This is a genomic window from Gordonia sp. p3-SID1431, from assembly GCF_025143765.1.
GTDB classification, from domain to species: Bacteria; Actinomycetota; Actinomycetes; order Mycobacteriales; family Mycobacteriaceae; genus Gordonia; species Gordonia hongkongensis.
Genome location: NZ_JAMBDT010000004.1, coordinates 100,562 through 106,736, shown reverse-complemented (window position 1 = coordinate 106,736; position 6,175 = coordinate 100,562). Strand labels below are relative to the sequence as shown.

Here is a 6,175-nt window from a genome sequence, read left to right as displayed (position 1 = left end):
GTCACCATCGTGCGGATCTCGACCGCCGAGCAACTCGCCGACGAGATGACCAAGCGCGCCGCCGACGCCGATGTCGTGATCATGGCCGCCGCGGTCGCCGACTTCCGACCGGTTGCGGTCGCCGAGTCGAAGATCAAGAAGGGCGACGAGGGGCCGGCGCCGATCCACCTCACCACCAATCCCGACATCCTGCGCGGACTCGTCACCGCACGCGACGAGGGCCGCATTCCCACTGCCACCGTGATCGTCGGGTTCGCCGCCGAGACCGGCGACGAGACCGGCGGTGTCCTCGACCACGGCCGCGCCAAGCTCGCCCGCAAGGGCTGCGACCTCCTCGTCGTCAACGCCGTCGGCGACGGCAAGGCCTTCGGGACCGAGGACAACACCGGCTGGTTGCTCGCCGCCAACGGCGACGAGACCGCCTTGCCCTTCGGGTCGAAAACACTCATGTCGAGTCGGATACTTGACGAAGTGCGGCAACTGGTGCCTGATGGTCGAGGAGCTCGACCGACCGATTAGGTTGGAAACATCCCCGGCCAGTCGGACTGGCCGACACCGCCAGCGGCGCGGCGACCATCGACGCGCGTAGATCTCGAGAGGATCTGATGACCACCTCGTCACGCCTGTTCACGAGCGAATCCGTCACCGAGGGACACCCCGACAAGATCTGTGACGCGATCAGCGACTCGATTCTCGACGCCATCCTCACCGACGATCCGAAGGCGCGTGTCGCAGTCGAGACCCTCGTGACCACCGGACAGGTGCACGTCGCCGGCGAGGTCACGACCACCGCCTACGCCGACATCCCCAAGATCGTTCGCGACAAGGTCCTGGAGATCGGGTACGACTCGTCGACGAAGGGCTTCGACGGCGCATCGTGCGGCGTGAACGTCGCCATCGGTGCGCAGTCCCCGGACATCGCGGGTGGCGTCTTCAACTCGCACGAGAGCCGCAGCGGCATCTCGGAGGACGAGATCGACAGCCAGGGTGCCGGCGATCAGGGCCTCATGTTCGGCTACGCCACAAACGAGACCCCGGAACTCATGCCGGTTCCCATCGCGCTGGCCCACCGCCTGTCGCGGCGCCTCACCGAGGTGCGCAAGAACGGCACGCTCCCGTACCTGCGCCCCGACGGCAAGACGCAGGTCACCATCGAATACGACGGTGACACCCCGGTCCGCCTCGACACCGTGGTCCTGTCGACGCAGCATGCCGCCGACATCGACCTCGACAATCTCCTCGCGCCGGACATCAAGAAGCAGGTCGTCGACGCGGTGCTCGCCGAGATCGATCTGCCGACCCTCGACACCACCGACTACCGTCTGCTGGTCAACCCGACCGGCAAGTTCGTCCTCGGCGGCCCGATGGGTGACGCCGGCCTGACCGGCCGCAAGATCATCGTCGACACCTACGGCGGCATGGCCCGTCACGGCGGCGGCGCGTTCTCCGGCAAGGACCCGTCGAAGGTCGACCGCAGCGCGGCCTACGCGATGCGCTGGGTGGCCAAGAACGCCGTGGCCGCGGGACTGGCGAACCGCATCGAGGTCCAGGTCGCCTACGCGATCGGCAAGGCCGCACCGGTCGGCCTGTTCGTCGAGACGTTCGGCACCGAGAACGTCGATCCGACTGTCATCGAGCGGGTCATCACCGAGAACTTCGACCTGCGTCCGCTCGCGATCATCCGCGACCTCGACCTGCTGCGCCCGATCTACGCACCGACCGCCGCGTACGGCCACTTCGGTCGCACCGACGTCGACCTGCCGTGGGAGCGGACCGACCGCGCGGAGAAGCTGCGGGCCGCCGCGGGTCTGTAGACCCTCTGCGGAAGTACTCTCACTGACACCCAAAGGAGCACGGGTCCCGGCCGCCGAGCTGCCGGTGGCCCGTGTTCTTCCTGTTCTGGGGCTCGCTCACCTCGACCGTCCCTTCGATTACCTGATCGACGTCGACCAGGACGAGGACGCGCAGCCCGGTGTTCGTGTCCGCGTGCGATTCTCGGGTCGGCTCGTCGACGGCTACCTCCTCGAGCGCATCGAGAAGAGCGATCATCCCGGCAAGCTGGGCTGGCTCGACCGGGTCGTGTCCGCCGAGCCGGTACTGACCCGGCAGCTGGCGACGCTGTGCCGTGCGGTGGCCGATCGGTACGCGGGCACGATGGGCGACGTCGTGCGCCTGGCCATACCGCCGCGGCATGCGCGCACCGAGAAGGAGACGACGCCCGACCCGGCCGCTGTCGTCGAATCGCCCGGCCTCGCCGACTGGCATCGGTATGCCCTGGCCGACTCCTACGTGGAGAACCTGGCCGACAGTCATCCGCGGGCCGTCTGGCAGGCCCTACCGGGGGAGGACTGGCCGCGCCGTCTCGCCGAACTCGCCGCGGCGACCCTCGCAGGGGGACGCGGGTGCATCCTCGTCGTTCCCGATCAGCGTGATCTCGATCGGGTGTGGGCCGAGTGTGAGCCGTTGATCGGCGACCGTGGGGTCGCGCTGTCCGCCGGACTCGGACCCACCGCGCGCTACCGCCGATGGCTGGCCGTGCGCCGCGGTGCCGCGCAGCTGGTGATCGGTACCCGAAGCGCGGTGTTCGCGCCGGTCAAGGACCTGGGCCTGGTCGTCGTGTGGGATGACGGCGACGACAGCATGGCCGACCCACGGGCGCCCTACCCGCATCCCCGCGAGGTGGCGGTGCTGCGGTCGCACCACGAGCGGTGCGGCCTGCTGCTCGGCGGGTTCGCCCGGACCGCCGAGGCGCAGGCGCTGGTGGTCTCGGGCTGGGCGCACGACCTCGTCGCCGACCGCACGACGGTCCGCACCCGCAGCCCCCGTGTCCAGGCGATCTCCGACGACGACCGGCAGATCGCACGCGACCCCATGGCCCGGTCGGCGCGCATCCCCGAAGTCGCGTTCGACGCGGCGCGGTCGGCGTTCGCCGCCGATCGTCCGGTGATCTTCAGCGTCCCGCGCCGGGGTTACGTGCCGTCGCTCGCATGCACCCGCTGCCGCGAACACGCGCGGTGCCGGGCCTGTCACGGACCGTTGCAGCTCGATGCCGACCTAAGACTGAGCTGCCGCTGGTGCGGACGGCCCGAACGGTCCTTCCGGTGCCCGGAGTGCGGCAACACCTCGGTGCGCGCGACGGTGACCGGTGCACGCCGGACCGCCGAGGAGCTGGGACGAGCCTTCGCCGGCGTGCCGGTGCTGACCAGCGGCGGCAATACGATCCTCGACGAGATCGAACCCGGCGCACGGCTCGTCGTCGCGACGCCCGGCGCGGAACCGGTGGCCCCGGGCGGATACGGCGCCGCGATCGTCGTCGACACTTGGGCACAGCTCGACCGGGCCGACCTGCGTGCCGAAGAGCACGCGGTCCGGCGGTGGATGGCGCTCGCCGCGATGGTGACCCCGCACGGTGACGGTGGGCGAGTGGTGATCGTCGCCGATTCGGCGCTCGCACCCGTGCAAGCCCTGATCCGTTGGGACCCGGTGGGTTTCGCCTCGATCCAGTTGCAACAGCGCGTGGAACTCGGATTCCCCCCGGCGGTGACGATGGCCTCGGTCGACGGGCCGACCGGGGTGATCACCGACTTCGTCGAGCACCTCGAGTTACCCTCCGACGCCGATGTTCTCGGCCCGGTGCCGTTGCCGCCCGGCGTCCGCCCACCGGCCGGCAGTGCCGAGTGGGAGGCCGCCGCGGACGACGAGATGGATCGCATCCTGGTGCGGTTGCCGCGCAAGCACGGACGGCTCCTCGCCGAGGCGCTCGTCGCGGGCCAGGTGCGCCGCAACACACATCGACAGACCGGGCCGATCCGGGTGCAGATCGACCCGCCTACGATCGGATGAATGCGCATCGTTTTCGCCGGGACCCCCGAGGTCGCCGTGCCGTCGTTGCAGGCCCTCATCGACTCGCCATCGCATGAGGTGGTCGGGGTCATCACCCGGCCCGACGCCGTGTCCGGCCGCGGCCGCAAGGTGATGCGGTCACCGGTCGGACAACTCGCCGACGAGCGTGCGCTCGAGGTGATCACCCCGCGCCGGTTGTCGGAGCCGGAGGTCGACGACGTGCTCCGGCGCTGGGCTCCCGACTGCGGTGCCGTCGTGGCCTACGGCGGGCTCGTACCGCCCGGACTGCTGGACCTGCCATCCCACGGTTGGATCAATCTGCACTTCTCGGTGCTGCCCGCCTGGCGGGGTGCCGCTCCGGTCCAGGCCGCCATCGCCGCCGGCGACGAGGTGACCGGGGCCAGCACGTTCCGGCTCGAGAAGGGTCTCGACACCGGTCCGGTCTTCGGGGTGCTCACCGAGACCATCCGACCCACCGACACCAGCGGTGATCTACTCGGGCGTCTTGCCGATGCCGGGTCGGGACTGTTGCTGTCCACGCTCGACGGCCTCGAGGCCGGTGAACTCGCCCCCGAACCGCAGCCGACCACGGGGGTGAGCCACGCGCCCAAGGTCGAGGTCGAGGACGCGCGGATCCGCTGGGAACTGCCGGCACACATCATCGATCGCCTGGTTCGCGCGTACACACCAGCACCCGGACCGTGGACCAGCCTCGACGACGCGCGGATCAAGGTCGGGCCGGTGTCGGTCGCGTCGGCCGACGATCCCGGTCTGCCCGATGCGGCGCGGGACGGCGGCCTGGCGCCCGGTGCACTCGCCGTCACGAAGAAGGCGGTGTTCGTCGGAACCGGTTCGCAGCCGGTCAAACTCGGCACCGTACAGCCGCCGGGGAAGAAGCCCATGCCCGCCGCCGACTGGGCTCGTGGCGCGCGCCTGACCGACGGGACGGTCCTGGGATGAGCGGCAAGTTCCGGCAGAAGGACCTCGATCCCGCGCGCGTGGCCGCCCGCGACACCCTCCGCGCAGTGCGCGAACGCGACGCGTATGCCAACCTCGTCCTGCCGAAGATGCTGCGCGACAGAAAGATCGAGGGACGAGACGCTGCCTTCGCCACCGAGCTGGCCTACGGGGCCGCGCGGGCCCAGGGTCTACTCGACGCGGTGATCTCCTCCGCCGCGAAACGGCCGGTCGCCGACATCGACGGCACGGTGCTCGACGTCCTGCGGCTCGGCACCTATCAGCTGTTGCGGACGAGGGTCGGCGCACATGCGGCGGTCTCCACGTCGGTTGACCTGGTGCGCGCCGAGAACGGGATGGGGCCTTCGGGTTTCGTGAACGCGGTGCTGCGCAAGGTCTCCCAGAAGGACGAGGACATGTGGGTGGAGGAGCTCGCACCGTCGCCCGCGGACGATCTCGTCGGCTATCTCGCCTTCCAGTACGCACATCCGCGCTGGATCGCGGAGGTGTTCCGCGACGCTCTCGGTGGTTCGGCGGGACAGCTGCAGGCGGCACTCGCCGCCGACGACGAGCGGCCGCCTGTGCATGTCGTCGCTCGTCCGGGGTTCATGACCGCCGAGGAACTCGCCCTCACCAGCGAGGGGGAGGTCGGCGACTACTCCCCGTACTGCGTGTACCTGCCTGGTGGCGATCCCGGCGACGTCGCCGCAATCCGTGAGGGGTACGCGGGTGTCCAGGACGAGGGCAGTCAGCTGATCGCCCGTGCGGTGACCGTGGCCGAGGTCGCCGACGACGGTGGGCGGTGGCTCGACATGTGCGCCGGCCCCGGCGGGAAGGCCGCCCTCATCGGTTCGCTCGCCGAGATCGACGGTGCCCGACTCGATGCGATCGAGGTGTCCGAGCATCGCGCCGGCCTGATCCGCAAGGTCGTGTCCGACCTCCCGGTCACCATCCATGTCGCCGACGCCCGGTCGAGTGGGCTCGACGCCGGTTATGACCGCATCCTGCTCGACGCCCCGTGCTCGGGGCTGGGCTCGCTGCGCCGACGTCCCGAATCCCGCTGGCGCCGGACCACTGCCGACGTCGACGAACTCGTCGTCCTGCAGAAGGAGCTCCTCGCCGAAGCGCTGCGCCTGGTGAAACCCGGTGGCATCGTGGTCTATTCGACGTGTTCACCGCACCCGGCGGAGACGACGGCGGTGGTGGCCGACGTCCTGGCGTCGACGGACGGTGTGCGCCAACTCGATGCCCGCCCCTTGGTGACGGTGGGCAAGCTCGGCCCGGACCTGTTGGGCGACGGACCCCACGTTCAACTCTGGCCGCATGTCCACGGCACCGACGCCATGTTCCTGGCGGCGTTGACGCGGGACTAGTT

At 70.1% G+C, this 6,175-nt stretch carries 5 protein-coding genes; all 5 read left to right on the top strand.

Going from position 1 to position 6,175, the window contains the following annotated elements; translation table 11 throughout:
• A partial coding sequence (locus M4D77_RS02520; protein ID WP_311199289.1) for a phosphopantothenoylcysteine decarboxylase occupies positions 1 to 519 on the top strand: 519 nt, incomplete at its 5' end.
• An 86-nt stretch (positions 520 to 605) separates the two neighbouring features.
• Positions 606 to 1,814 (top strand): methionine adenosyltransferase, encoded by a 1,209-nt coding sequence (gene metK, locus M4D77_RS02515; RefSeq protein ID WP_159370733.1) that lies wholly within the window; start codon positions 606 to 608, stop codon positions 1,812 to 1,814.
• Positions 1,815 to 1,878: 64 nt separating this feature from the next.
• Complete coding sequence (locus M4D77_RS02510; RefSeq protein WP_259935454.1) at positions 1,879 to 3,843, top strand: primosomal protein N'; 1,965 nt, start codon at positions 1,879 to 1,881, stop codon at positions 3,841 to 3,843.
• A complete protein-coding gene (gene fmt / locus M4D77_RS02505; protein WP_159370735.1) occupies positions 3,844 to 4,803 on the top strand; it encodes a methionyl-tRNA formyltransferase in 960 nt (319 codons plus the stop codon). It begins immediately after the preceding gene.
• The gene (locus tag M4D77_RS02500; protein WP_159370736.1) at positions 4,800 to 6,173 is read left to right on the top strand and encodes an RsmB/NOP family class I SAM-dependent RNA methyltransferase; all 1,374 of its coding nucleotides are present in this window, start codon (positions 4,800 to 4,802) and stop codon (positions 6,171 to 6,173) included. The genes fmt and M4D77_RS02500 overlap by 4 nt, the downstream gene beginning before the upstream one ends.
• Positions 6,174 to 6,175: the final 2 nt, after the last annotated feature.

Coding starts and splice junctions, on each gene's coding strand:
- M4D77_RS02500 (WP_159370736.1), top strand. CDS start 4,800: ATGAGCGGCAAGTTCCGGCAGAAGGACCTCGATCCCGCGCGCGTGGCC.
- fmt (WP_159370735.1), top strand. CDS start 3,844: ATGCGCATCGTTTTCGCCGGGACCCCCGAGGTCGCCGTGCCGTCGTTG.
- metK (WP_159370733.1), top strand. CDS start 606: ATGACCACCTCGTCACGCCTGTTCACGAGCGAATCCGTCACCGAGGGA.